The organism is Bacillus sp. GC_Bacil_1, assembly GCF_026540675.1.
GTDB lineage: Bacteria > Bacillota > Bacilli > Bacillales > Bacillaceae_G > Bacillus_A > Bacillus_A cereus.
Genome location: NZ_JALNUG010000017.1, coordinates 47,756 through 71,285, shown reverse-complemented (window position 1 = coordinate 71,285; position 23,530 = coordinate 47,756). Strand labels below are relative to the sequence as shown.

Below are 23,530 nucleotides of genomic sequence, written 5' to 3'. Positions count from 1 at the left end.
CATATTTGTTTTATCCTTTTAAAATATTTCATTCTCTTCTTTATTAGATGAAATGTGTTATTGGTTTTACGGTGTTTTTTGGCATATTTATAGAAACTAACGGGTTATGAACCATTTTTTATGTTTAGCAACTTTTTTTGTAGAAATCCTTCATTTTCCTTTCGATATTTAACACTATCGAAATAAAGTTTACGATAAATTCATAATTTTTTATTTTTTATACTATATTCCGTTATATTGTTGTATAATATCTATGAAAGCGCTTATTATTTCAATATACATAATTCAAACTAAATTTCATCAAGACATTCTAACTATTATACCTATATTTAAATGCAACAATTATAGCTATTAGTATAGGCATACCAAATATATCCACCCCATTTTTCTGTAAAATTACTTTATAAAGTGAAAGATTAACTTGGGTGATAAGTTATTGTGAATGTTTTTTTACAAAACAGATAAGTAATAGTGTTTGGTATTATGTAAATTATTGTAATAACATAAGAGTAAAGAAAACATTTACATTGATTATTGATTCATTACTTATTGAAAAAGAGCAAAATGCACCTTTGTATGGAAAAGGATTATATGCATTGGGAGGTTTAAACAAATGACGAGGAAGAATACAACGACAAACCCTTGGGCCAAGTTCCACGGTCCGAACCTTGGTTATGTTATTGAGCAGTATGATCTTTACGTAACTGGAGCAGGTTCTGTTGATCCGGAATTACAAGAGCTTTTTGAAATTTTTGGAGCTCCTTCGTTTCAAGATGATGTCGTAACAGGGGACAACACAGCAACACATTTTTCTCCTCAAAACACAGGTAACATTGAAAAAATTCTTAAAGTCGTTCAACTTGTTGAGCAAATTCGTTCTTTCGGGCACACGTTGGCTCACATTAACCCGATGGAAGATGCTGCAAATGGACAATCACTTCTTGAGAAAGCAATGAGTGAACTGAGCGATGCTGACTTGAAAGCGATTCCAGCGAAAACAGTATGGCAAGATGCACCAGAAGGTATTCACACTGCACTTGATGTGATTCATAGATTAAAAGACGTTTATACAAAATCTTTAGCTTATGAATTTTCTCATATACAAGATAGTGAAGAACGCGCGTGGTTGCATCAAATGGTGGAATCAAATTCATTGCGTCAACCACTATCAAATAAAAAACGAACTGCTCTTTTAAAACGTTTAACAGCTGTTGAAGGTTTCGAGCAATTCTTGCATAAAACATTCGTTGGGCAAAAACGTTTCTCTATCGAGGGCGTTGATATGCTTGTACCTGTTTTAGATGAAATTGTTCTAGAAGGTGCTAAGAACGGCGTAGAGGATGTCATGATTGGTATGGCTCACCGCGGTCGTCTAAGCGTACTTGCTCACGTATTAGAAAAACCATATAGTCACATGTTTGCTGAGTTCAAACATGCAAAAATAGAAGGCGCAGTAGCCAATTCTGGCTGGACTGGCGACGTAAAATACCACCTAGGTAGAGAACAAGTCGTTAGTAACGAAGAAGTTAGCACTCGCGTGACATTAGCAAATAACCCGAGTCATCTTGAGTTCGTGAATCCTGTAGTAGAAGGTTTCGCACGTGCTGCTCAAGAGAATCGTAAAAAATCTGGTCTTCCAGATCAAGATACTTCAAAATCATTCGTAATTTTAGTTCATGGTGATGCTGCATTCCCTGGTCAAGGTATTGTATCTGAGACACTCAACTTAAGCAGATTGAACGCGTATCAAACAGGCGGAACGATTCATGTTATCGCAAACAATGCAGTTGGTTTTACGACTGATAGTTATGATTCTCGTTCTACGAAATATTCAAGTGACCTTGCAAAAGGTTTCGATATTCCTATTGTTCACGTGAACGCTGATGATCCGGAAGCTTGTCTTGCTGCTGCTAACCTTGCGATTCAATATCGCATGTTGTTCAAAAAAGACTTCTTAATCGATTTAATCGGTTACCGCCGCTACGGTCATAACGAAATGGATGACCCAGCAGTTACGCAACCACAAGTGTACAAAAAAATTAAAAATCACCCAACTGTAAGAGCAATTTATGCAGATCAATTACAAGCTGCTGATGTTCTAAATGCAGATGAAGTTGAAACAATTACGCAGTTTATACAAGAGCAATTAAAATCCGACTATGCACAAGTACCACCAGCTGATACGGGTGATGCAACAATTCACGTTAAAGTGCCAGATGTTGTTGCAAAAGGTATTCAACCAATCGATACTGGTGTTGAGATTGACTCACTTCGTGCAATTAATGAAGGTCTACTATCTTGGCCAGAAGGATTTAACGTATATCCAAAAGTGAAGAAAATTCTTGAGCGCCGTAAAGATGCTCTTGAAGAGAACGGTAAAATTGAATGGGCACTTGCTGAGTCGTTAGCATTCGCTTCTATTTTACAAGAAGGTACGCCAATTCGTTTAACTGGTCAAGATTCACAGCGTGGTACATTCGCACACCGTCATATCGTATTACACGATACTGATACAAACGAAACATATTCACCATTACACCGTTTACCAAACATTAATGCTTCGTTCTCTGTTCATAACAGTCCGTTATCAGAGGCTGCTGTTGTTGGTTACGAATATGGTTATAACGTATTCGCTCCAGAAACTCTTGTTATGTGGGAAGCGCAATATGGTGACTTCTCAAATACTGCGCAAGCATTATTTGATCAATATGTTTCAGCTGGAAGAGCAAAATGGGGTCAAAAATCTGGTTTAGTTCTTCTATTACCACACGGTTATGAAGGTCAAGGACCAGAGCACTCTAGTGCACGTCCAGAGCGTTTCTTACAGTTAGCTGCTGAGAATAACTGGACAGTTGCAAACTTAACGAGCGCGGCACAATACTTCCATATCCTGCGTCGTCAAGCATCTATCTTAGGAACAGAAGCTGTTCGACCATTAGTACTGATGACGCCGAAGAGTTTATTACGTCACCCACTTACGCTTTCAACTGCTAGTCAGTTAAGCGAAGGACGATTCCAACCTGCTTTAGAACAAGAAAACCTTGGTATGAAACCAAATAAAGTAAAACGTCTTGTTTTAAGTACAGGTAAAATGGCGATTGACTTAGCAGCAGAAATCGAGTCTGGTAAACATGAGTACAACTTAGACGAAGTTCATGTCGTTCGTATTGAGCAATTGTACCCATTCCCTGCTGAGAAAGTTCAATCTATTATTAAACGCTTTAAAAACTTAGAAGAAATCATTTGGGTTCAAGAAGAACCTCGTAATATGGGCGCATGGCATTACATGGCTCCAATTCTGTTCGAACTTGCTGGAGATAAAGTGAAAACAGGTTACATTGGACGTCCTGATCGCTCTAGTCCATCTGGAGGCGATCCATTCGCTCACAAAGCTGAGCAAGAACTAATTGTTGCACATGCTTTAGATGTGAAGTATAACTTCCGTCAAGATAAACAAGAAATTGAAGTTTACAGCAACTAAAAAGTAACAATGAAGGTTTCTAGCTTGTTCCTTGGGCAGAATATCTGCCCAAGGCCAGGCTAACAAATGGAGATTACCGAAGACAAAAGAAGAAAAAACACACCGTTAGGCAAATAAGGGGAGGACATTTAAAATGATCGAAATTAAAGTACCTGAGCTTGCAGAATCTATTACCGAAGGAACTATTTCACAATGGCTTATCAACGTAGGCGACAAAGTTGAGAAAGGTGGCAGCGTTGTTGAGCTTGAAACTGATAAAGTCAATGTAGAAATCATTGCAGAAGATTCAGGTATTGTATCGAAGTTACTAGGCGAACCTGGGGATACAGTTGAAGTTGGCGCAACTATCGCAATTTTAGATGCTAATGGAGCACCAGTTGCAGTAAGTACACCTGCTCCAGCTGCTGAGCAACCAAAACAAGAAACAGCTGAAGCACCGAAAGCTGCGGCTCCAAATGCTGAACAAACTACGGGTCTACAAGGCTTACCAAATACGAACCGTCCTATCGCATCACCAGCTGCTAGAAAAATGGCTCGTGAATTAGGAATCGACTTAAACGACGTACGTAGCACAGATCCACTTGGACGCGTGAGACCACATGATGTACAAGCTCATGCTGCAGCACCAAAAGAAGCACCAGCTGCTCCAAAGAGCCCAGCTCCTGCTCCAGTTGCAAAAACTGAATTCGAAAAACCAGTTGAGCGCGTGAAAATGTCCCGCCGCCGTCAAACAATTGCAAAACGTCTTGTAGAAGTTCAACAAACATCTGCAATGTTAACAACATTTAACGAAGTTGATATGAGCGCGATCATGGAATTACGTAAAGAACGCAAAGATGCTTTCGAGAAAAAACATGATGTACGTCTTGGCTTCATGTCATTCTTCACAAAAGCAGTTGTTGCAGCATTAAAACAATTCCCATTATTAAATGCTGAAATTCAAGGTGACGAGCTTATCATCAAAAAATTCTATGATATCGGTATTGCAGTAGCAGCTCCAGATGGATTAGTTGTTCCAGTTGTACGCGATGCTAACCAATTAAACTTCGCTGAAATCGAAAGTGAAATTCGTAATTTAGGTATGAAAGCACGCGATAACAAACTTTCATTAAAAGAACTACAAGGTGGTACATTTACAATTACAAACGGTGGTGTATTCGGTTCTCTAATGTCAACACCAATCCTAAATAGCCCTCAAGTTGGTATTTTAGGAATGCATAAAATCCAAGTACGCCCAGTTGCAATTGATAACGAGCGTATGGAAAACCGCCCAATGATGTACATTGCTTTATCTTACGATCACCGTATTGTTGATGGTAAAGAAGCAGTTAGCTTCCTTGTTGCTGTTAAAGATATGCTTGAAGATCCAAAGTCATTATTATTAGAAGGTTGATAGATTAAAATCTATTAAAGGCTGTAGAATGAATCATTCTACAGCCTTTTTTTATTGTGTTCATACGGGACAAATTTCATGACATAAAGTATTAATGTATGCCTAAACGTAAGGAGGATTAAAATGAATAACCTTCCAATTCATGCAAAACTTAAAGTAAATAAGGACACTTTCTTCCTCCCCGATTCAAACGGGGGTGTCTATTTTCGAAATAACGCCAGTTCATTTCGCATGGACGGTGATGGAATTTATGACTGGATTGAAAAATTAATGCCCATGTTTAACGGTAATTATTCTTTAGCAGAAATAACTGATGGACTCCCTCTCCCCTATCAAAATCGTGTATTTGAAATTGGAGAGGTTTTATATGAAAATGGTTTCGTTCGTGATGCAAATCAAGATGCACCTCATGAATTAAACAGTACATTACTCGACAGATATGCTTCACAAATTGAATTTTTAGAAGCTGATTCTCATTCAGGTGCTTTAAAATTCGAAACGTACCGCGGGGCAAATGTACTTGTACTTGGTTCTGGGGATATGCTTACTTCTTTAGTTTCTTCTTTATTAGAATCTGGTTTACCTACATTTCATTACCTCGTTACAGATCGGGATGAAACAAACTATGACAGAATACATGAGCTAATAGAACGTGCATATGAAGTTGATAACAGTGTACTCCTTCAAGAAATCGATACTACAATTGACCGTCCCTTGCATGAAGTGTTCGAACCTTTTGATTGGATTTTATATGTTTCCCAAAATGGAGACATTGATGGTTTACAAACAGTTCACACTATTTGTAGAGAAACGAAAAAGAATTTCATACCAGCTATTTGTTTATCTATACTCGGTATAGCTGGGCCTGTCGTAACGGAAAATCGTGATGAATGCTGGGAATCCGCATGGCATCGACTACATGAAACGAATTTACAAAATGAAAATTCATCTGATTCCTTCTCACCAATTACATCTGCAATGTTAACAAATGTAATCGTTTTTGAATTATTTAAGCATGTCGCAGATGATTCACATCGGGAAAAAGAAGCACAATTCTTTTTATTAAACTATGAAACACTTGAAGGAACGTGGCATTCTTTTATAAAACATCCTCTTGCAACTGATGAAAGTTTTACAATTGATACGATAGAAAATCTTTCTGAAAAACTTGAGCATCGGTCGAACCAACATACTTCAACTGATGTATTCCGATTTTTTGACTCATTAACTTCTAAAGAAGCCGGTATATTCCATGTATGGGATGAACAAGATTCATATCAATTACCGTTATCACAGTGCTATATTCAAGTAGCCACTCCACTATCAGATGGCCCAGCTCACCTTCTGCCTCTTATGACTTGCAGTGGATTGACTCATAATGAAGCACGCCGAGAAGCCGGTTTAACAGGAATTGAAACATATGTAGCAGAAATCATTCACCGCCTTATTCCTGAACATAACGATATCGGTATCGGTGCTGGAGAAACGATGACAGAAGGATTTTACCGGGCACTACAGCAACATTTAAACAATAAATTGTATGAGCGGCAGTCACATATGCTAGAAGAACTTACAACGATTGATTTAACTGATATTCACGATAAACATTGTAGATTTTATTACGAAGCTCTCTCTACAATTCATGAAACACCTAAAATCGCAATGAGTGAAGAGATTCTCAGTTTTCCAGCCGTTTGGGTTGGTATAAATGATAGATGGTACGGTGCATCTAATATTAATATGACGTTAGCGTTACGAAACGCACTACAACTATCACTCTTTCACGTTCAAAATGAAGAAATTCCTTACAGAGCTAATATTTTGTATGACTCATCTATTATTTTATATGACACTGATTCTTTTAGGGTGGAAATACAAGCGGAAGAAGAAATTCCAAGCGTACAATCTTTACAACTCGCCTTACAACATTTAGAAGAACATAATTTTTATCCATTCGTATTTGATTTAGCGATTGAACCATTTTTGAAAGAAAACTTAGACGGTGTGTACGGAGTATTAATTGCAAAGGAGGACGGTTTATGATTCAAAATATATTGCTTATAGGAGATGGCCTACTTGCAGACTATGTACATGATCAATTATGCGAACAATATTCCATCATTCGTCAACATACCCTTACCGAAGAACTCCCTGAAAATATTCATCTCGCTCTCGTATTACATGACGGATCTCCTTCTACTATTCATCATGATGCGGAACTTATTTTTCGCTCAAATCATATTCCGTGGCTTCGTGGTTTCACTTCATTTGGCGAAGGTATTATCGGTCCTTACATTCATCCTCTTACGCCCGGATGTTCCCATTGTTCTGATGGACGCCGTTTTATCGCTGGCTTTGATCAAAAAGAAATGTGGGAACTACAGCGGAAATATGCCTTTAAAGCCGAAAATGGAACGAGGCGTGATGTACGTGCCACCCAAAATGGAATGTTACAAATGTGCCATCTTATTTGCGCAGAGACAGAAAAAATATTAACTCATAACCATTCTTCTTTAGAAAATGAACTTATTTTACTAAATTTACAAACATTACAATGTACGCGGCATTCTTTTCTTCCAGATCCTCTCTGTCCTGTATGTAGTAATTTACCTGATGATACTGCGGATGCGGCGGAAGTTTCTTTACAACCGAGTTTAAAAGTAAGCACCGAAACGTATCGCTGCCGTTCCATTCATGAATTAAACACATTTTTAACGAAAGACTATTTAGATTATCGGATCGGTATGTTGAACGGCAAAATGCAGCATTCTTTATTGCCATTTGCTGACGTCATTATAAATATGCCATTAATGTTTGGAAATGAAGGTGTTGCAGGCCGAACTCATTCATTTGCAGTGAGTGAAGCAACTGCTATTTTAGAAGGTTTAGAACGATATTGCGGTATGTCGCCTCGCGGGAAAAAGACAAATGTGCATGGTAGTTTTCATGATTTAGAGGAACATGCACTAAATCCCCTCACACTCGGTGTACATACAAATGAACATTACAATCGTGATAATTTTCCATTTAAGCCGTTTGATCCTGATTATGAGCAAAACTGGGTATGGGGATATTCTTTATCACAAAACAGACCGCTTTTAGTTCCTGAATCAATTGCTTATTATAGCCTCGGTCATCGAGATGCTTTCGTGTATGAAACATCAAATGGATGTGCAATTGGCGGTAGTTTAGAAGAAGCGATTTTTCACGGCATTTTAGAAATTGTAGAGCGTGATGCCTTCTTACTCACTTGGTATGCCGAATTACCTCTTCCCCGCCTTGATCTGAGTTCAGCAAATGATACAGAATTACAATTAATGATTCAGCGGTTACGTACGATTACCGGATATGAATTACACGCTTTTAATGCGACGATGGAACACGGCATCCCGAGCTTATGGGTAATTGCAAAAAATACACGTGAAAATGGAATGAACGTTGTTTGTGCGGGAGGCGCTCATTTAGATCCTATTCGAGCTTTAAAAAGTGCCATTCAAGAAATCGCAGGCATGTTACTTATAACAGACGATGAACTCGAGCACAAAAGAGAATACTATGAAAAATGCTTACAAGATCCTTATTTCGTTAATAAAATGGAAGACCACAGTATGCTGTACGGATTGAAAGAAACGGAAGAACGTCTTCACTTCCTTTTACGAGAAGATGCACCAGTGCAAACGTTCCAAGAAATGAATGTATCACAGTCATTTGATATGGATTTAACATCCGATCTCCACCAACTTTTAAATCGTTTGCATCAATCTAATCTTGAAATAATCGTTGTAGATCAAACCGTTCCCCTTATAGAAAAGAACGGACTACACTGTGTAAAAGTCATTATTCCAGGCATGTTACCTATGACATTCGGCCATCACCTTACTCGTGTTACAGGATTAGATAGAGTCTATACCGTACCGATGACACTTGGATATAGCACTGAACCGTTAACAAATGAACAATTAAATCCACATCCGCACCCGTTTCCATAGTAAAGGAGGGATTTCATGCAGCTAGATACTTTTTTACATCATCTCCATTTCTCTATTGATGAAATTATGCCGAATCATGAGGTGGACTGGAAAGACGCACCGCTTCCTTATAAATTATATCGAAATGTACCTACCATCCCGCTCTCCTTAGAAATCCCATTATCTTTATCGAACTCTTCTACTACACCTACTCTAAATGAGATTGGTCACTACCTTTGGTATTCATTTGGTGTAACACAATTATGTCAGCTAAATAGCGAGAGAAATGTATTACGTAGATCCATTCCTTCAGGCGGTGCTTTATATCCGAATGAATTGTATATCTATTTAAAGATTGACGATTATCCAGACGGCATTTACCATTATGACGCCGCGCATCATCGACTTATTTTACTTCGCGAAGGAAATTTCGATTCTTATTTAGCAGACGCACTCGGTAATCGCTGTAATATACATGATTGTTTCGGTGCCGCATTCGTATCCACTATGTTTTGGAAAAACTTCTTTAAATACAATAACTTTTCATATCGCCTTCAAGGATTAGATAGCGGGGTTCTCATTGGGCAATTACTAGAATGTGCAAAACAGTTCGGTTATACGAACGGCGTATACTTTCAATTTCTAGATCGTGCACTGAACCATTTACTCGGATTGTCAGAAGGTGAAGAAAGTGTGTATGCCGTTATTCCTTTAAGTACAGAGCCAGAAACTAATTGGTTTCACAATGATTACCGTGAAAATAAAACAGTTACTTCTCATGAGTTGTTGCAACAAATTCCGCCGTTAGCACATGAACATTTCGTTCGCTCAAAACATGTAAATGAACATCCGATGATAACAAAAATAAATGAAGCTTCTATGATTGAATCGACAGAACACTTCCAAACACTACATCATGAAGAGCACTATCAACATAATACGTACGCTGTACAGCTACCGAAAGTAGAACGGTTATCGTATGATTTCCTACAACTTTGTAAAAAACGATATTCTCCTGATGCGGACTTTATTTTAACGAAATGGGATGCAGCTGAGCTCGCTACTTTACTACAAGAAGCGAGCCTCTCCTTCCCCTATTACAGCGACCTTGATGGTAAGTATGTAAATGAAAATGCACGCGTCTCCTTATATGGATGTTTTTATAACGTGAAAAATATTAAAAACGGGGCTTACGCTTATAACAGTAAAACACATTCCATACAACCAATTCGATATGGAGACCTTCGCTACCCACTTCAGTCTAGTATGACGATGGATAACGTAAACCTTTTTCAAGTACCACTTTGCTTACATGTAGTCGGAAAGAAAGATTACTATACAAATGCATTAGGCTATAGAGGATACCGTATTCACCAAATGGAAGCTGGTATCCTCGTTCATAAACTCGTTTTTGCTGCAACTGCTATGGGGATGGGCGGGCATCCTTTACTAAGTTTTGATACAAATTCATGTGATCAATTGTACGGAATTGATGCTGGAAATGAAACGTCTCTCATTCAAATTCCTGTTGGGGCGTATCGGGCGCGGGATTGGTTAAAAGGGGCTTTGCATAATTAGAAGCACGCCGGTAGACGGCGTGCTTTTTTTAAAGGACTTAATTTATAAAAAGCGAAATGAGTATATATTCTTACATAAAAGGAGAATGTAACTTGAACATTTTACAACGATTAATTCAGCAAGCAAAAAACCCTCGCGGGACAATTGGTTCTTCCATGCTTTGTATTATGAACGCTGCACATATGAGACTAACAAATTGGGGATTACAAAAAATACATATACGTAAAGATGCAATTACTTTAGATATTGGTTGTGGCGGCGGCAAAACAATACATACTCTTTCAAAACGAATTCCATTTGGGAAAATATATGGAATTGATTATTCAGATCAAGCTGTTGAAAACTCAAAGAAAGCCAATATACAGGACGTAAAAAAAGGAAAAGTAATCATTCATCAGGCAAGTGTCTCCTCTATTCCTTACAATACAAACTTCTTCGATCTCATAACCGCTTTTCAAACACACTACTTTTGGCCCGATGTGGAACAAGATATAAAAGAAATATTTCGCGTCTTACAACCGAATGGATCTTTTTTATTAGTAGCTGAAACTTTCAAAATTCAATATCATATGGAGAAATGGAAAACGAATGAAGAATTAATAAACCTATTTTATAAAACAGGATTTACAAGTGTGAAATGCTATGAAGAAAGAGGTTGCCTTTGTGTAATAGGAATTAAGTAAAAAGCAGACCCTTTGAGGTCTGCTTTTTACTAGATTAACTTAAAAATACTCTTAATTTGTCTAGCAAATAACCAATTTTTCGTACCGTAGTTATCATTTAAACTATCTAAATTGATAGATTGTCCGTTAGCAAACTTTAATTCTAACGTTGTATTTTTGTCATTTGTTTTTAAATTATTATTTGTAATGTCATCATACTTTAATTTTTCAATTTCAATATATTCGTCTTTTTCTTTTCCAATCACGACATGGTCTTGGAAGAAGAAAAATACTTCTACTTTTTTACCGAAACAAAATACATTTTTCGTATAAATTAATGTCGCGTTATCAAGTCCGACACATACTTCTTTCATTTCTTCCACAACGTGTCCAAAGTCTTCTTCATGTCTTGTATTTGATTCAACAATCCATTCTTCGATTGTTTTCATATTAATTGCCATACTGCGCCCCCTGGTTCGTTCATTGCTTTATTTAAAAATAAATACTATATGAAAATATAAGCGATAAGTACTATGTTTTCAAGGGTAAACGGTATATTCGAAATAAAGTTAAATTTCAAAGTAATATACTAGGTGCATCGATTTCATTATATTTCAAACGTTTGAACGAGACATTCTTCATCATCAATTAACTGTGTTTTCTCATCAAATTCGATGTTTAGCTCCCCATATACTTTCTTCCAAAAAGAAACTGCTGGTATATTTTTCACAAGTTCGATAACGAAATACTGCCCTCGTTTCTCTTTTAGTACATTCGCAATAACTTGTTTACCGATTCCTTTCCCTTTGTACTGATTCAATATGAAAATGTCATTTATACCAAAGTCGTTTTCCTTCTTCAAAAAAGGACGTTCCAGTAGTAATAAAAATCCTACAATATCATTATCACTTTTAATAAAATACGGAGTGATTCCGTCATTTTCCCAAAACATGTGCAAATCTTCGTATTCGAAAAATCCATTTGCCTCAATCGTTATATTAGGAGTGAATGTAGAGAGGTCATGAAGATATAGTGCATACAAATTACGCAATATTTCTTTTTCTGATTCTTGAACTATTTGAAGTGTTACAAACATTTTTAAAGATCCCCTTCCCTATATGTAACTGTTTCTTCCTCTTTATTATTCGCTAAAAAAGTTTACCTACCTTTGCAAAAAAAATAGCACTTTAAAAAGTGCTATTCCGCTCTCCTTGCCGCTTGCTGAATTGGGTCCCACACGCTGTTATATGGTGGTGCATAACTTAAATCGACATCTTCTAAATCATGAATGCTCATTTTATTGAAAAGTGCCATCGCGATCACATCAATACGTTTATCTACGCCTTCTTCTCCAATTACTTGCCCGCCCAATAATTGTTTCGTATCGGAGCTATATAGTAATTTCAAGTAAAGTGGTTTTGCATTTGGATAATAGCCCGCCATATTTGTAGAATCTACTTTGACCGTTTTATACGGAATGTGTAGCCCTTTTGCTTCTTTTTCATTTAACCCTGTTCTTGCGAGTGTCAAATCCATAAATTTAATAATGCCTGTGCCTAACGTACCTTTAAAAGCTCTTCGTTTATCAAGCATATTCAGTCCAGCAAGTCGCCCTTGCTTATTGGCAGTCGTTCCGAGCGGGATATGATCATGAATTTCCTTTATAACGTGGTAATGTGTTGCGCAATCACCGGCTGCATATACGTCTTGCACATTTGTTTGCATATATGCATTTACTTCGATTGCTCCTTTATGATTCTTACGTATATTTGTCCCTTCAAGAAAATCAGTATTTGGCTTCACTCCAACCGACACTAAAACAAGATCTGCTTTATACGTACCTTTATCCGTTTCGATTGCTTCTACTCGTTCATTTCCTTTAAATGCTTTTACATTTTCATTCGTTAAAATTTCAATATGATGCTTATCTGCTTCTTTATGTATGTACTCTGCCATATCTGCATCATAAATCGTACCGATATGATCATTTCGCTCAATCATTCTTACTTTCTTACCAAGTTCGACGAATGTTTCTGCCATCTCAAGTCCAATAGCACCACCGCCAATAATCGTTACATCTTCAACTTTATTCGTTTCTAGCGTTTTTAATATGCGCTCAGCATCAGGAATTGTTTTTAAAAGATGAACGCCTTGTAATTCCCGTCCTTCCCATTCTGGCATAACAGGACGCACTCCAGTCGCAATTAATAATCGATCATATGGAAATTCAAAGACATCCTTCGTCTTCGTATGCTCTGCGTACACCATTTTCTTTTCCGTATCTACTTTCGTTACTTCATGACGCACTTTCGCATCAATTCCATATTTCTCACGAAACGTCTTTACGTTGCGCGCGATTAACTTTTCAGTTGAAGCGATAGCACCACTAATGACATACGGTAATCCACACTGAGCGTATGAATAAATTTCACCTTTTTCTAAAGTTACAACATTTGCATTTTCATCGTTTCTAACAATTTGCATAGCCGCACTCATACCAGCTGCATCTCCGCCAATAATGACATAGTTCACTTTACCACTCCTTCTTTTTTACATACTCTTTACGTTTTCCATATTTTATAGAAATAACACCTACTTCCATTGTAAAGAAAGAGAATTTCATCTTCAAATTTGGTGCACAAACTTATGTATAAATAGGTAACTGTCGTGTCTTATAAACAACATGTTTAATATGCTATAACAGTAACCAATTGAAAGTAGGTGAAATATACATGTGCGCTGGTCTTCTCGCTCAGTTTCCAGAGGAACCGAAAGAACCAAAACCCGCCTTGTCGCTTGATCAAGAATTTTCTATTAACGCAACCATTTATAGTGCTCGTGCTTGGTTATCTAATGATGAAACTTTTCCACAAACGATTTGGAAAGGCTCTCGCTTTGCTTCCGCATCACACGCTGGCAAGTCCATCTTACCAATCGGTACTGTAAAAATTTTAAACTTATCTGATGATACAATAACAGTTACTGCATCATCAGAATCAGATGATACTCTCAAAATAGTCGTACCCCCTCATTCTGAAGGTGTTTTAACATCTAACGCATTATCTGACGTGCAAGCAAGTACATCAGGAGGAGCAAGTAAAGTCACATTCCTCTTTCATATCTTTTTCTCAAGGGATCCTGGTTCAGATAAAAAACCATAAAAAAGGTACAGTTATGCACTGTACCTTTTTCACGCGCTCTATTCTCTTGATTTGATTAGTTCAATATTATAAGTTTCGATATCTGTTAACTTTCCTTTAAAATAAGGATTTTCTCTATACCAAGACTGTGTTGCAAAATACGCTTGCATATCTTTCGTTTGAAAAATATGTCCATGCCTTGCATATATTTCATTTCTAGCAATTTTCAACTGTTCTTTCGATAAATAGGTTAAATCTGTGCTCGTTAATTTTCGAATATCACTATCAGGAAAGATGAAACCATTATATACATACCCAGTCGCGGGCGTTGGAGTAACATTATAAACAACTGTTTTTTCTGCACTTTTCGTTTGGAATGGAAGATTATAAGACGAAAGTGCCGTTACCGTCTCTACTTTTGTCGTTTCCCGTCCATTTTCTCCATTTCGTTCTAAATAAATTTTCGCGCTTCCATCAGTCGCTACAGGCCCCCATGTAATTTCTTCTCCTGCGAGCGCTGTAACTGGTTTTTGATTTACGTACAATGTTGCACCAGGCGCGTTCGTTTGAACTGTAATATATTGACCTTGCAACGTTAAATCTATCGTTACGTTATTTTGGCTTTGTTTCATAAGTACAACCTTTTCCTCACGTGATAGTTTTACATAGTCATTTTTATATTCTGATTGAAACACTTGATTTCCCGGAAGAAATGGCCCATATTGCTTCTCAAACTTTTTGTCATCTGTCTTATCAATTTCTTTTCCGTTCATTTTTAACGATACGCCTTTTTCATTTGTAAGCAAAGTTGTATAGTACGTCTTCGCTTTCAATTTATACCGATCAAATATAAAGAAATACTTTCCGTCTTTCGTTAATGAAAAATCAGCTCTTTCTATTCCGTCCCGTTGTTTTTCACCTTGTCTCAAATATCCTTTTAATTCATTTACGTAAGATGGATTTTCTTTTATATATGAAAATAGAGGCGTTAAACTCTCTCTCGTTATCATAACCGACGGATCATCTGCCGTAACGATCTCAGCTAATTTCTCTCCGTCCCGCTCTTGTAAAATCGTAATCATCCGGTCTACTTGTGCCACCTGTGTATAATACGATGATCCGTACAAATACAATCCAATAATCGCTATAACAAATAGTGCTAACAGTGTAATGCCAACTTTTGTACCACTGCTCATGTTCTTCTTTACTACAGGACTTCCCCTCTTCATCCCGCAGTTTTGACAAAATTGTACACCATCTTCAAACTGAACTCCGCACTTTGTACATACATTCATTCAGTCAACCACCTTTTCATTAGAAGCCAGTTATCCCCTGTGTTAAGGCTTGAATTATCGTGCTAATGTAAGACCAAAGTACAATGAACGTTGCAATTCCAATTAAAACATTTGCAATAATAAGTGTGTAAACGAGATCTAATCCACCATTGTCTAGTTTTAATACGGCTACAGTTATACTAATCCCTATATAAGTTGCAACTACCGATAATAATATCGGTAAGAAAAAGATTAATAAAAAACTAAAAAGAAAAGAAAGAACTAATATGACAATAGCCGGCGTCGCTATCGTTCCCCATATACCAAATACTTCAAGAAACGAAAAAGATGATTTCATCATCTTACCACTTACAAAAATAATAAATCCAACAAATAAAGTTAAAATTAATAAAAAGAAAAAGACCGTTATAGATTCTCCAAAAAACGTGGGAGTAGATATATCTGGTGCAAATGTTCTCGTAACTGCTGATGCTGCACTCATCATTCTATAAAAAATACATGCTCCTAAAAAACAAATAAGAACAAGACTTAAAATTCCATTTCGCACTTCAATAGTGCCGCTTTTCATAATCGCTGTCGGTGCTTGTAATGCATGTTTAAAAAATTGAAAATAGCCGCTCGCAAACCGCTTCGCTTGTTCTACCGTTTCATTTGGACGCGTTTCCTTTTCTTGTGCCGCGCGCGCTTGTTCCGGCCCTTCTTCTTTGCCACTACTTGCCACTACTTCTTCCGTTAACGAATGTCCACAATTCCCGCAAAACTTTGCCTCTACTGCATGTTCTGTATGACATGACGGACATTTCATTCTCTTATCCCTCCTTAAGCATATACCTTATAGGGTGTTACAAGTTCAATATATGAATTTGTACATAAAACATGACTACAAGAAAAAGATTCTGAAATCCTTCTTCCGAAAGAAAATATATGTGCTAGCAATCTTGAAAAAAAATGCTATTATGAAACAGAATAAATAATATTTTTAACAGATTGGATGAAAGAAAATGGAATTGGTAAACTCAATTTTTCAAATACTCCTTACAAGCGTAATCCAATTATTATCTTTAATTGGCGTTATCATTGTAATTGGATTTCTATTAGGCTATTTAGAATCTCTCACACGCATGTATTGGTCGAGAGCTTTTGGAAGAAAAGGATTCCTATTAACGGCTTGGGTCGGTGTTCCGATTCACGAACTTGGACATGCCATTATGTGCGTACTGTTCCGTCATAAAATTGTGGCGACTCAGTTCTTCCCAACAGATACAAGTCAAGGGGCTTTAGGTTATATACAACATCAATACAATCAAAAAAGTGTGTATCAACGAATTGGGAATTTCTTTATCGGCATTGGGCCTATTATTTCTGGTATTACTGCATTAATCCTTTTAATGCGCTATTTCGTACCAGAATCATATTTTTTATTTAATACAACTCTCGAAAAAACGATTGCTTCTACTTCTATTAATGTAGAAATGATTCAAAACATGCTCTTGTCGACGTTTGTATTATTGAAAAGCTTATTTACAATCGGCAATTTATTGAATCCTTCCTTTTGGTTATTTTTATTTATCGCCATTTGCATTTCCGCACATATCGCTTTAAGTAAACCAGACATTAAAGGATCAATAGACGGTGTTGTCGTCATGTTTATCGTGTTATTTTTATTCAACATAATAGCAGGACTGTTTCAATACGACAGTAATCAGCTAATTGGACAGGTTATGAAATATAATATGTATCTCATTGCGTTTTCTAGTGTGGCACTGCTGTTCTCTTGTCTTTCTACACTCGTTAGTTTTTCGTTTTATAAAATAAGAAGAGGGCGTTCTTTTTGAACGCCCTCTTCTTATTAATTATTCCCCTTATAATCACAATGCTCAACAGGCACACGAGCATGCCCCTCTTCATCGGTACACCATGACTGTGATTGGAATGCAAGAAAGATACCAATCCATTCTTCTTCCTTTTCAAAGTGAATAAGTATTCCTCCATCTTGCCAGATGCCATCATCACCTTGCCATTTTTCTACATTCCCTTGATTCATGTGAATATCATGTATACCGTTTCCTGGTTTGAAATGAAAATAAGAATCTGGTGTGTTTTCTTCTGGTCCCCATCTTTCGCCAAACGCGTAAATAATTGCTTTTTCTTCCATCGCTCGCTTTATATAACGTTCTATTTTTTCGTTTAAATCATTATCTGCTCCTGCTTTTTCGGGAGGCAAAGGAATCATTTGTTTTGAGTCAAATAGATTTCCTCTTACATAATCTAAAGCTACTTTCGGTTCATTATTTTTTACTTCCGTAAAACCAAATGGTAATGTCGGTAAAATATGAATCGCCTCTGACCTAATATTGTTATTCGCAAAATATAAAACTTCTGACGGATAACTTTGCGACTTTACGTTAATAGCAATACGATAATCTACTCCAGTCTCGCCCTGTAAATGAACTTGATAATGAGGTGTCTTCCCTTTTCCAATCTTTGATTGTATAACTGTACCTTTTAACACACCGTAGTTTTTTAGGGGCATACATTTCATCTCCTATTCATCTAGTAGAAGCTATTCATATTTAAATCATTATCCATTCATAAAAAAAATCCTCCTATGTTAGGAGGATTTTTAATTTCTCAACATATACCAAACAATAACCTCTACCAATACAAGCAAAACCGCACCAAAGATCATTAACGTCGTCTTCTTTAATAGTTCATTTTCACGGTAAGGGATATTACATAAGTAAGCACCTAGTGTAATCCGTGATGGACAAGCGATTGTCGCTACTGATGATGCGGTGTTTTGAAGTGTTGTGACATATTGCCACGGGAGTGCTACGTTTTGTGCGGTTTGCATTTGTAGTTTTATAAACATTGCATTTGATCCTGCGTTACTACCTGTTAAAAATCCACCAATAGCGCCAATAAACGGCGCAACGAAAACGAAAAAGGTTCCAAATGTATCACCAGCTGTCTTTGCGAGTAATGAATGCATGCCTGATGCACCCATTAGTTCTGAAATGGCGATAAACATTGTCGTAGTAATAGCAAAAGGAATCCATTGTTTGATTGTTTGCGAGAGTGATTTTTTAATAATATTAGACGGGATGCGGAAGAAAATAATAGTAAATAAGCAAGTCATACCGAGCCAAAATCCTGGTGAATATAGTAACTCTAGTTTGTAAGAGTATGATTTCAAATCAAGAACCCCATATGATCTGAACAAATCATGTAATGCTGGAACGAGGCGAGAAAGTAAAATACAAACTGTTAGAAATATATAAGGGCTAATAATTTTTATAATGGATACTTCTCTCTCCGTTGCAGCCGCATGTTCTGTTATAAGATTTTGCCCACTTTTTCCTTTTAATTTAATGATAAGAAAGCCAAATGTAATCGTTACGATAGAACTTAATATCCCGGCTAGTTCAACACTTACGTACGCATTAGAAAGATAGATTCCGAGAGAAAATAATAGAAAGAATCCTACTCCTTCTTTCCACTTTTCTATAACCGCTTGCCAGCCGCCAACAACGTGTAAAGAAAGAATAACAAAGTAAGCAAACATCGGAATACTTAATAGCGCTGTATTTGTACCAAGTGTTGTAAGAGGCATATTTATTAGCTGCGAACCGATAATCGTACCAGTTGCCATTGCGCCCCATGAACTAGCTAGTAAGCCGATAAATGAGAGCAGTACAGCTTGAAATGGTTTATATCCTAGTGAAAGAAAAATAGGTGCTGCAACCATGAAGCCAATTCCGAATCCACTTACCGATTCAATTAGTGGGCAAATACCAAAGCACATAAGAAGCATTTGTAATAAACGATCTTGCGTCACTTCTTCTAAAAAACGCGCTACTTGGTCGATGTACCCCATTTTGTTCATGAGGTGAAATAAAAAAATACCGAAAAATAAAACGTACCCGACAATAAAACAAATTAACCATCCTTTAATCGTTGCGTGCACAGTTTCACTTATCCCTAATTGAAACATTGGCGAGAGTAAAACGATTCCAACAGACACAGCATAAGAAATTAACGAAGACCTTAATGACGTTTGTTTAAATAAAAATAAACAAATGAAAATCATCATAATTGGGATAAGTGCCAACAATATGGCCATGTTATCATCTCATTTCGTTTAAAATACAATTTTTAACTATTATATAACAGATGTTGTAATTTTCAATTGTTTTTAAGACAGATTTAAAAAAGGAGCCAAACGGCCCCTTTTCATTCACTCCCATTTTCTATTATCCTGAAAAACTGTCTGCTGTCCGATTATTTTTTTCAACACAACAAACACAATGTAAGTACATATTGCTTGCAATGCAATATTCCAAAATTTCATTAATGTAAATGAATGAATCCGTAGAAATAATTCGTTTAATAATACAATCGAAACGATACTAAATAATTCTATACTAATCGAAAATAGACATATTTCTAAAATAGACTGTTCTTGAATGCGATTTAAGTTGGAAAAGATAAATACATATCCTAAAAATAGAGCCATCAACTCTATTTTCGTCATGCTAATGAGCCAAGCGTATAGCGGTACAGTTAAAAGAAGATATAGTAGTTTACGTCTTAGCATGCCTTCTCACCCTCTAGATTATATGTATTTTCTGTATATTTTAACATTTATTACGCAAAACAAAAAGAAGAGACTACGCCTCTTCTTTTTGTTTTGTTGCCTGTATTAATTCACATATTTCTTCTCGTTTTTCATTTTCTAATAACTCAATCACTTTACTTCCAACGACAACACCGTCACATATTGTAACCATTTCTTCTACATGTTCTTTTGTTGAAATGCCAAATCCAGCGACTACTGGTAAGTTGACGTGTAATTTTACTTTTTCTAAGTAACTATGAATCTCCTCTTTAAAGTTTTGACGTACTCCCGTTACGCCCGCTACTGTAACAGCATAAACGAACCCTTCTGATTCACTCGTGATTTTTCCAATTCTTTCAATAGGGCTCGTTACGGTAACGAGTGGAATAAGCGCAATGTTTGCCTCTCGAAGTAACGGCGCAATAATATTTTGTTCTTCATACGGTAAGTCTGGAACGATAATACCATCCACACCGGCCTCTAAGCACTTCTCTACAAATCGTTCTTTTCCGAATGCGAGTACTGGATTTAAATATGTCATGAGTACAAACGGAATTTGCACTTCTTTCCTTACCTCTATTAATGCTTGAAAAATACCTTTTACTGTTACACCGCTATCTAGCGCTCGTTTCCCTGCTCTTTGAATCGTTGGACCGTCTGCGACTGGATCCGAAAACGGAATGCCGATTTCAACGATGCTCGCTCCTGCTTCATCTAAAAAACGAATTCTTTCTTTTAATTTTTCAAAGCCACCATCTCCGCCCATTACGTACGGAATAAATGCTTTCTTACCATTTTCAAACGCTGCTTTAATTTTTTCTACTCCCATTTTTTACACCTCTTCCATATAACGTTTTATACTCTCTACATCTTTATCACCACGGCCAGATAAACAAATAACAAGTCCTTCATCTTCCTTCATTTTCGGAGCTAATTTTAATGCGTATGCGACAGCATGCGAGCTTTCTAACGCCGGGATAATGCCTTCTTTTTTCGTTAATAATTGAAATGCTTCTAATGCTTCTTCGTCTGTTATCGAATGATAAGAAACGCGGCCAATATCTTTTAGCAAGCTATGTTCTGGACCAACACCTGGATAATCAAGTCCTGCTGAAATAGAGTGTGCTTCTTGAATTTGTCCTTCTTCGTTTTGCAGAAGATACATCATTGATCCGTGGAGAACGCCAACGCTTCCTTTCGTTAAAGTTGCTGCATGCTTTTCTGTATGAACGCCTTTTCCAGCTGCTTCTACGCCGTAAAGAGCAACTTCTTCATCGTGTACGAACGGATAAAACATCCCCATCGCATTACTACCACCGCCAATACAAGCAACGACTGCTTCTGGTAACTTTCCTTCTAACGCCTCATATTGTTTTTTCGTTTCATTTCCAATTACACTTTGGAAATCACGGACAATTTGCGGGAATGGATGTGGTCCGAGAACAGATCCCATAATGTAGTGCGTATCATGCACATGTGAAACCCAGTAACGAAGCGCCTCGTTTACCGCATCTTTTAATGTACCGCTACCTGCCGCTACACTTTCTACTTTCGCTCCGAGTAATTCCATTCGGAACACATTTAATTTTTGACGTCTTACATCTTCTTCTCCCATAAAAATGACGCATTCTAATCCGAGAAGAGCACATACAGTAGCTGTTGCAACTCCGTGTTGTCCAGCTCCTGTTTCAGCGACAACTTTTTTCTTGCCCATTCGCACTGCAAGTAGTGCCTGACCGATTGTATTGTTAATTTTATGAGCTCCTGTATGATTCAAATCTTCACGTTTTAAATAAATCTTTGCACCACCGCAATACTTCGTCATATTTTCAGCATAATATAGCGGTGTTTCTCTTCCGACGTACGTTTTTAAATAATGATTTAATTCCTTTTGAAATGCTTCATCTTGCATCGCTTCTTTATATGCTTCTTCTAGTTCTAGTACAGATTGCATTAACGTTTCTGGAACGTATCGTCCTCCGTATATACCGTAATGTCCTTTTTCATTTGGATATGCGTAGTTCATTTGGAACACTCCTTCGCTTTTATAATAAATTGTTTTATTTTCTCTACATCTTTCTTTCCTTCTGTCTCTACTCCGCTGCTCACATCGACCATATATGGCCGAACAGTTCGAATTGCTTCTTCTATATTAAGAGCGTTTAATCCACCAGCTAATATCATTTTCTTTCGCAATTCTTTTGGCATATCTCTAAGTAGTTCCCATGAAAATGTCTTTCCATTTCCTCCATGAAACTTTTCTTTCGGGCTATCAAATAATATATAATCCGCTTCATACCCTTGGGCGTTTTTCATATCACTCTCTGAAGTTACTCCTAGTGACTTTATAGACGGAATATTCAATCTTCTAATTTGATAATTGTCTTCATCCCCATGTAGTTGTACATGTGTTAACCCGCACTCATCTGCAATTTTCTGGATCACTTCTACTGATTCATTTACGAAAACACCGATTTTTAACACGTTGGCTGGAAGCTCCTGAATGATTTCTTCCGCTCTCTTTGGAGTGATTTCCCGCTTACTTTCTGCAAAAACAAATCCGAGTGCATCTGCGCCATATTCGCATGCACTTTTCGCTGTTTCCACATCAGTGATGCCGCAAATTTTCACTTTCATATATTCACCTTACAATCTTCAAAAAAACTACTAATAGAAGATGATGTCATAAGCGCCTCTCCAACTAATACACCTTCGGCTCCAGCTCTTTTAACACGAATAATATCTTCTTTTGAATGAATGCCACTTTCACTAATCCAAAGTAGTTTCTCCTCATTCAATCTTTTTCCAAGCTTTTCAGTTTGGCTTAAATCTACTTCGAACGTTTTTAAATTACGATTATTAATGCCAATAACGTGCGGATTTAATACAATCGCAGTTTCTAATTCCTGTTCATCATGAACTTCAACAATCGCTTCTAATCCTTTTTCTAACACGTAGCTATACAGCTCTTTTAACTTCTCTTTCGTTAACACTGCTACGATTAGTAAAATAATATCTGCTCCCGCTTCATACGCTCTATCGATTTGAATCTTATCGATTATGAAATCTTTACATAAAAGCGGAATGTTACTTTCTTCTCTTGCTGTTTGTAAATCGTGAAACGATCCTTTAAAAAATTGACCATCTGTTAAAACAGATACTGCTCCTGCACCACATTTCTCATATGTTCCCACTTGTTTTCGTACGTCAACGTGTAAATTGATATCTCCTTTTGATGGTGATGCTCGCTTTACTTCTGCAATGACAGTAAACTGCTGTAACGCTTCTACAAGTGAATGTGTCTTTCTTTTTGTTTTTACTGGTGTATATATTTCATATAACTCCGCAACTTCCTTTTTCTTCTGTTCTAAAATTTCATCTAAAATCGTCCCCAC

At 36.9% G+C, this 23,530-nt stretch carries 20 protein-coding genes; 8 read left to right on the top strand and 12 right to left on the bottom strand.

All coding sequences use genetic code 11. From position 1 onward, the window contains the following. Positions 1 to 613 precede the first annotated feature (613 nt). From odhA to OXT04_RS22765, 6 genes are all read left to right on the top strand, one after another. The gene (odhA, locus tag OXT04_RS22790; RefSeq protein WP_090975847.1) at positions 614 to 3,481 is read left to right on the top strand and encodes a 2-oxoglutarate dehydrogenase E1 component; all 2,868 of its coding nucleotides are present in this window, start codon (positions 614 to 616) and stop codon (positions 3,479 to 3,481) included. Positions 3,482 to 3,614: 133 nt separating this feature from the next. After that, positions 3,615 to 4,874 carry a 2-oxoglutarate dehydrogenase complex dihydrolipoyllysine-residue succinyltransferase gene (gene odhB, locus OXT04_RS22785; protein WP_000569893.1) on the top strand — a complete coding sequence of 420 codons (1,260 nt, stop codon included), beginning with the start codon at positions 3,615 to 3,617 and terminating at the stop codon, positions 4,872 to 4,874. Positions 4,875 to 4,997: 123 nt separating this feature from the next. Further along, positions 4,998 to 6,917: a putative thiazole-containing bacteriocin maturation protein gene (locus tag OXT04_RS22780; protein ID WP_110496200.1), complete on the top strand. Its 1,920-nt coding sequence runs from the start codon at positions 4,998 to 5,000 to the stop codon at positions 6,915 to 6,917. Beyond that, entirely contained in the window at positions 6,914 to 8,863 is a 1,950-nt protein-coding gene (locus OXT04_RS22775) for a TOMM precursor leader peptide-binding protein (RefSeq protein ID WP_224980881.1), read from the top strand. Before OXT04_RS22780 ends, OXT04_RS22775 begins: the two co-directional genes overlap by 4 nt. 15 nt (positions 8,864 to 8,878) lie before the next feature. Continuing rightward, positions 8,879 to 10,420, top strand: coding sequence for a SagB family peptide dehydrogenase (locus OXT04_RS22770; RefSeq protein ID WP_267417795.1), 1,542 nt, complete (start codon positions 8,879 to 8,881; stop codon positions 10,418 to 10,420). A 92-nt stretch (positions 10,421 to 10,512) separates the two neighbouring features. After that, entirely contained in the window at positions 10,513 to 11,103 is a 591-nt protein-coding gene (locus tag OXT04_RS22765) for a class I SAM-dependent methyltransferase (protein WP_063546875.1), read from the top strand. 29 nt (positions 11,104 to 11,132) lie between these two features. On the opposite strand, the gene OXT04_RS22760 is transcribed toward OXT04_RS22765, so the two are convergent. From OXT04_RS22760 to OXT04_RS22750, 3 genes are all read right to left on the bottom strand, one after another. Then, on the bottom strand, positions 11,133 to 11,543 hold the full coding sequence (locus tag OXT04_RS22760) for a DUF3908 family protein (protein WP_072939689.1): 411 nt from the start codon (positions 11,541 to 11,543) through the stop codon (positions 11,133 to 11,135). Between the two features lie 146 nt (positions 11,544 to 11,689). Continuing rightward, positions 11,690 to 12,178 (bottom strand): GNAT family N-acetyltransferase, encoded by a 489-nt coding sequence (locus tag OXT04_RS22755; RefSeq protein ID WP_106081458.1) that lies wholly within the window; start codon positions 12,176 to 12,178, stop codon positions 11,690 to 11,692. A 101-nt stretch (positions 12,179 to 12,279) separates the two neighbouring features. Further along, positions 12,280 to 13,614 carry a CoA-disulfide reductase gene (locus OXT04_RS22750; protein ID WP_098566887.1) on the bottom strand — a complete coding sequence of 445 codons (1,335 nt, stop codon included), beginning with the start codon at positions 13,612 to 13,614 and terminating at the stop codon, positions 12,280 to 12,282. 200 nt (positions 13,615 to 13,814) lie between these two features. On the opposite strand from OXT04_RS22750, the gene OXT04_RS22745 reads away from it, so the two are divergent. Further along, positions 13,815 to 14,243: a hypothetical protein gene (locus OXT04_RS22745; RefSeq protein WP_065482744.1), complete on the top strand. Its 429-nt coding sequence runs from the start codon at positions 13,815 to 13,817 to the stop codon at positions 14,241 to 14,243. Between the two features lie 38 nt (positions 14,244 to 14,281). Here the strand turns inward: OXT04_RS22745 and OXT04_RS22740 are convergent, their stop codons facing one another. Both OXT04_RS22740 and OXT04_RS22735 read right to left on the bottom strand, forming a co-directional pair. After that, positions 14,282 to 15,517, bottom strand: coding sequence for a TcaA 3rd/4th domain-containing protein (locus tag OXT04_RS22740; RefSeq protein ID WP_098566888.1), 1,236 nt, complete (start codon positions 15,515 to 15,517; stop codon positions 14,282 to 14,284). Between the two features lie 19 nt (positions 15,518 to 15,536). Then, a complete protein-coding gene (locus OXT04_RS22735; protein ID WP_098256695.1) occupies positions 15,537 to 16,322 on the bottom strand; it encodes a zinc ribbon domain-containing protein in 786 nt (261 codons plus the stop codon). 196 nt (positions 16,323 to 16,518) lie between these two features. Between OXT04_RS22735 and OXT04_RS22730 the strand changes: the two genes are divergently transcribed. Beyond that, positions 16,519 to 17,352: a hypothetical protein gene (locus OXT04_RS22730; RefSeq protein WP_098256694.1), complete on the top strand. Its 834-nt coding sequence runs from the start codon at positions 16,519 to 16,521 to the stop codon at positions 17,350 to 17,352. A gap of 14 nt (positions 17,353 to 17,366) precedes the next feature. Here the strand turns inward: OXT04_RS22730 and OXT04_RS22725 are convergent, their stop codons facing one another. From OXT04_RS22725 to trpC, 7 genes are all read right to left on the bottom strand, one after another. Then, positions 17,367 to 18,050 carry a DUF2278 family protein gene (locus OXT04_RS22725; protein ID WP_098236658.1) on the bottom strand — a complete coding sequence of 228 codons (684 nt, stop codon included), beginning with the start codon at positions 18,048 to 18,050 and terminating at the stop codon, positions 17,367 to 17,369. A 90-nt stretch (positions 18,051 to 18,140) separates the two neighbouring features. Then, positions 18,141 to 19,640 (bottom strand): L-lactate permease, encoded by a 1,500-nt coding sequence (locus OXT04_RS22720; protein WP_110496198.1) that lies wholly within the window; start codon positions 19,638 to 19,640, stop codon positions 18,141 to 18,143. Between the two features lie 114 nt (positions 19,641 to 19,754). Next, positions 19,755 to 20,114 carry a DUF4029 domain-containing protein gene (locus tag OXT04_RS22715; RefSeq protein ID WP_000946150.1) on the bottom strand — a complete coding sequence of 120 codons (360 nt, stop codon included), beginning with the start codon at positions 20,112 to 20,114 and terminating at the stop codon, positions 19,755 to 19,757. A 73-nt stretch (positions 20,115 to 20,187) separates the two neighbouring features. Then, positions 20,188 to 20,964: a tryptophan synthase subunit alpha gene (gene trpA / locus OXT04_RS22710; RefSeq protein WP_098235207.1), complete on the bottom strand. Its 777-nt coding sequence runs from the start codon at positions 20,962 to 20,964 to the stop codon at positions 20,188 to 20,190. Positions 20,965 to 20,967: 3 nt separating this feature from the next. After that, positions 20,968 to 22,161 (bottom strand): tryptophan synthase subunit beta, encoded by a 1,194-nt coding sequence (gene trpB / locus OXT04_RS22705; RefSeq protein WP_267417774.1) that lies wholly within the window; start codon positions 22,159 to 22,161, stop codon positions 20,968 to 20,970. Then, positions 22,158 to 22,772 carry a phosphoribosylanthranilate isomerase gene (locus OXT04_RS22700; protein ID WP_000865141.1) on the bottom strand — a complete coding sequence of 205 codons (615 nt, stop codon included), beginning with the start codon at positions 22,770 to 22,772 and terminating at the stop codon, positions 22,158 to 22,160. The genes trpB and OXT04_RS22700 overlap by 4 nt, the downstream gene beginning before the upstream one ends. Next, complete coding sequence (gene trpC / locus OXT04_RS22695) at positions 22,769 to 23,530, bottom strand: indole-3-glycerol phosphate synthase TrpC (RefSeq protein WP_110496194.1); 762 nt, start codon at positions 23,528 to 23,530, stop codon at positions 22,769 to 22,771. The genes OXT04_RS22700 and trpC overlap by 4 nt, the downstream gene beginning before the upstream one ends.

What these genes read in the sequence shown, in the direction of transcription:
- odhA (WP_090975847.1), top strand. Translation starts at nt 614, where the DNA reads ATGACGAGGAAGAATACAACGACAAACCCTTGGGCCAAGTTCCACGGT.
- odhB (WP_000569893.1), top strand. Translation starts at nt 3,615, where the DNA reads ATGATCGAAATTAAAGTACCTGAGCTTGCAGAATCTATTACCGAAGGA.
- OXT04_RS22780 (WP_110496200.1), top strand. Translation starts at nt 4,998, where the DNA reads ATGAATAACCTTCCAATTCATGCAAAACTTAAAGTAAATAAGGACACT.
- OXT04_RS22775 (WP_224980881.1), top strand. Translation starts at nt 6,914, where the DNA reads ATGATTCAAAATATATTGCTTATAGGAGATGGCCTACTTGCAGACTAT.
- OXT04_RS22770 (WP_267417795.1), top strand. Translation starts at nt 8,879, where the DNA reads ATGCAGCTAGATACTTTTTTACATCATCTCCATTTCTCTATTGATGAA.
- OXT04_RS22760 (WP_072939689.1), bottom strand. Translation starts at nt 11,543, where the DNA reads ATGGCAATTAATATGAAAACAATCGAAGAATGGATTGTTGAATCAAAT.
- OXT04_RS22755 (WP_106081458.1), bottom strand. Translation starts at nt 12,178, where the DNA reads ATGTTTGTAACACTTCAAATAGTTCAAGAATCAGAAAAAGAAATATTG.
- OXT04_RS22745 (WP_065482744.1), top strand. Translation starts at nt 13,815, where the DNA reads ATGTGCGCTGGTCTTCTCGCTCAGTTTCCAGAGGAACCGAAAGAACCA.
- OXT04_RS22740 (WP_098566888.1), bottom strand. Translation starts at nt 15,517, where the DNA reads ATGAATGTATGTACAAAGTGCGGAGTTCAGTTTGAAGATGGTGTACAA.
- OXT04_RS22735 (WP_098256695.1), bottom strand. Translation starts at nt 16,322, where the DNA reads ATGAAATGTCCGTCATGTCATACAGAACATGCAGTAGAGGCAAAGTTT.
- OXT04_RS22730 (WP_098256694.1), top strand. Translation starts at nt 16,519, where the DNA reads ATGGAATTGGTAAACTCAATTTTTCAAATACTCCTTACAAGCGTAATC.
- OXT04_RS22725 (WP_098236658.1), bottom strand. Translation starts at nt 18,050, where the DNA reads ATGCCCCTAAAAAACTACGGTGTGTTAAAAGGTACAGTTATACAATCA.
- OXT04_RS22720 (WP_110496198.1), bottom strand. Translation starts at nt 19,640, where the DNA reads ATGGCCATATTGTTGGCACTTATCCCAATTATGATGATTTTCATTTGT.
- OXT04_RS22715 (WP_000946150.1), bottom strand. Translation starts at nt 20,114, where the DNA reads ATGCTAAGACGTAAACTACTATATCTTCTTTTAACTGTACCGCTATAC.
- trpA (WP_098235207.1), bottom strand. Translation starts at nt 20,964, where the DNA reads ATGGGAGTAGAAAAAATTAAAGCAGCGTTTGAAAATGGTAAGAAAGCA.
- trpB (WP_267417774.1), bottom strand. Translation starts at nt 22,161, where the DNA reads ATGAACTACGCATATCCAAATGAAAAAGGACATTACGGTATATACGGA.
- OXT04_RS22700 (WP_000865141.1), bottom strand. Translation starts at nt 22,772, where the DNA reads ATGAAAGTGAAAATTTGCGGCATCACTGATGTGGAAACAGCGAAAAGT.